The sequence below is a fragment of the Bradyrhizobium sp. genome, assembly GCF_019242285.1.
Lineage (GTDB): Bacteria > Pseudomonadota > Alphaproteobacteria > Rhizobiales > Xanthobacteraceae > Bradyrhizobium.
Genome location: NZ_JAFAVV010000241.1, coordinates 1 through 2,484, shown reverse-complemented (window position 1 = coordinate 2,484; position 2,484 = coordinate 1). Strand labels below are relative to the sequence as shown.

The following is a 2,484-nucleotide window of genomic DNA, read 5'->3' as shown; positions in this document are numbered from 1 at the left end:
TTGCTCAACACAGGCGCCTCGAAGTGGAACGATCCGAAGAACAACAAATGGACCATGGCCGGCCTGCCGCTCTATCCGACCGAGGGCCGCATTCTTGCGAGGCACGTGCTCAACGTGCGGCCCGAGGCGAAGATCGGCATCCTCTACCAGAACGACGATTTCGGCCGCGACTTCCTGGGTCCCTTCAAGAAGACGCTGGCCGATTCCGGCGGCAAGGCCCAGGTGATCATGGAGCAGACCTACGATCTCAGCGATCCCACGGTCGATTCGCAGCTCATCAATCTCTCGAAGTCGGGCGCGGACACGTTCTACAACATCACCACCGGCAAGGCGACGTCGCAATCGGTCCGCAAGGTCGCCGAGCTCGGCTGGAAGCCGCTGCAACTGCTCTCCGCCGGCTCGACCGGCCGCTCCATCCTCAGCGCCGCCGGCTTCGAGAACGCCACCGGCATCGTCGCGATCCGCTACGCCAAGGACGCCGGCGTGCCGCGCTGGCAGAACGATCCGGAAGCGATGGGTTTTGAGGCGCTGCGCGCCAAATACCTGCCCAATGTCGACCCCGATAACACCATCGCCTATGCCGGCTACGGCCAGGCGGTCACCATGGGCGAGATCCTGCGCCGCTGCGGCGACGAGCTGACCCGCGACAACGTGCTGCAGCAGGCCTCGACCCTGAAGGGCTTTCACTCGCCGTTCTTCCTCGACGGCGTGACGTATGACTACACGCCCGACGACTACACCCCGATGAAGACGCTCTACATCTCGATCTTCAACGGCAAGGACTGGGACATCTCGGACCGGCCCGTGACGGAGTAGGGGCGCTCCGCCGTCGGTTCTCCTCTCCCCCGCTCCTTCGCGGGGAGAGGATTGGGGCGAGGGGCTCTTTCCGCGAAAATGGCGAGAGACAGATTCGTGGAGACAGGCCCCTCATCCGCCGCGGCTTGCGAACGAGGCGCCGAGGGCAATGGGCTGTGGTCCACCGGACACCGGCTCGAAGGCAAGTTTCCAGTTTGGATTGATCGTATCTGATCTTTTTGACATGCTGAAATGGCTGCCCGTGTACGCTCGCCCATTGGCCAGGAGGATCGTCATGCGATCGTTACAATGCATTGCTCTGGGATTCGCAGTCTCCGCGTTGATGACGGCAGGCGCAACCCGCGCCGGTGCCGAAGACGATTCGCTTGGTGTGCGCCTGGTCAACCAGATGAATGCGCTCTACGGCCGGCATCCGGGCGTGCGCGCGAACCACGCCAAGGGCGCCGTGTTCGAGGGCACGTTCACGCCGGCGCAAGGCGCCGACGCACTCAGCTCGGCCGCCTTTCTCAAAGGGGCTCCGACGCCGCTGGTCATCCGCTTCTCGAACGCCGGCGGGGTGCCGGACGCGCCCGATACCGATCCTTCGACCGACCGGATTCGCGGCATGGCGATCAAGTTCAAGCTCCCGGACGGCAGCGAGCAGGACATGATCTGCATCTCGGCCAACGGGTTTCCGGTGGCAAACGGAGACGATTTTCTGGCCCTGCTCCAGGCGGTCGGCGCCAGCGGTCCTGATGTGCCCAAGCCGACGCCGGTCGAAAAATTCCTGGCGGGCCACCCGGCTACGGTCGCCTTCGTCACCGCGCCGAAGCCCGTCGCGGTCAGTTACGGCACGCAGCCCTATTTCGGCATCAACGCGTTCAAGTTCACCAATGCACAAGGCACGAGCAAGTTCGGCCGCTACCGCATCGAGCCCGATGGCGGCCCCGCTTTTGTGAGCGACGAGGAAGCGACGCACCGTTCCCCGAATGCACTCGCCGACAATTTGCGTGCAGCGCTCGACAAGGGACCGGTCAAGTTCCACCTCCGAGTGCAGGTTGCCGCCGCCGATGACCCGACCACCGACGCCACGAAGGTCTGGCCGGACAGCCGGCCAACGGTCGAGCTCGGCGAAATCGCCGTCACCAAGGCGCTGGACACCAAAAAGATCGAGAACGAGCTGCTGTTCATGCCGACCAACCTGACTGGTGGCATCGACGCTTCCGACGACCCGCTGATCAACACGCGCAGCGAGGCCTACGCGGAGTCGTTCGGCCGCCGCACCGCCAAGTAGCAGCACCCGGCGTAGCCCGCATGAGCGTAGCGATATGCGGGTCTGCACACGCCGCGTGATCCCGGATGTCGCTTCGCTCATCCGGGCTACTTGCTGACCGGGATTAGCGCATAGCCGATGCAAAGCATCGGCGTCTCTGAGGACGGCGGCCGCAGGCCGCCTATAACCATCTTCTCGCACAAGAGAAGAAGGATGCTGGCGCGACGTCTTGTAGATCTTGTGAGCGCTCACCGCGATTCCTCCGCTATGTCCATCCCCTTCCGCAAAAATATTTGTATTTCCAATTATCAGAAATAAGGTGTATATTCCCCTCCGTCCCGCCTCCACATGAGGGGCGCTTCGCGATCGTCACGGACGTTGGCGGCGGGATGCGGTGGACGCTTTGGCTTCAGGCG

The 2,484-nt window shown here is 63.4% G+C and carries 2 protein-coding genes; both read left to right on the top strand.

Annotated features, from left to right (window positions below):
* A partial coding sequence (locus JOY90_RS09215) for an ABC transporter substrate-binding protein (protein ID WP_291690828.1) occupies positions 1-816 on the top strand: 816 nt, incomplete at its 5' end.
* 274 nt (positions 817-1,090) lie between these two features.
* Positions 1,091-2,089 (top strand): catalase family peroxidase, encoded by a 999-nt coding sequence (locus tag JOY90_RS09210; RefSeq protein ID WP_291690827.1) that lies wholly within the window; start codon positions 1,091-1,093, stop codon positions 2,087-2,089.
* The last annotated feature ends 395 nt before the right edge of the window (positions 2,090-2,484 follow it).

What these genes read in the sequence shown, in the direction of transcription:
- JOY90_RS09210 (WP_291690827.1), top strand. Translation starts at nt 1,091, where the DNA reads ATGCGATCGTTACAATGCATTGCTCTGGGATTCGCAGTCTCCGCGTTG.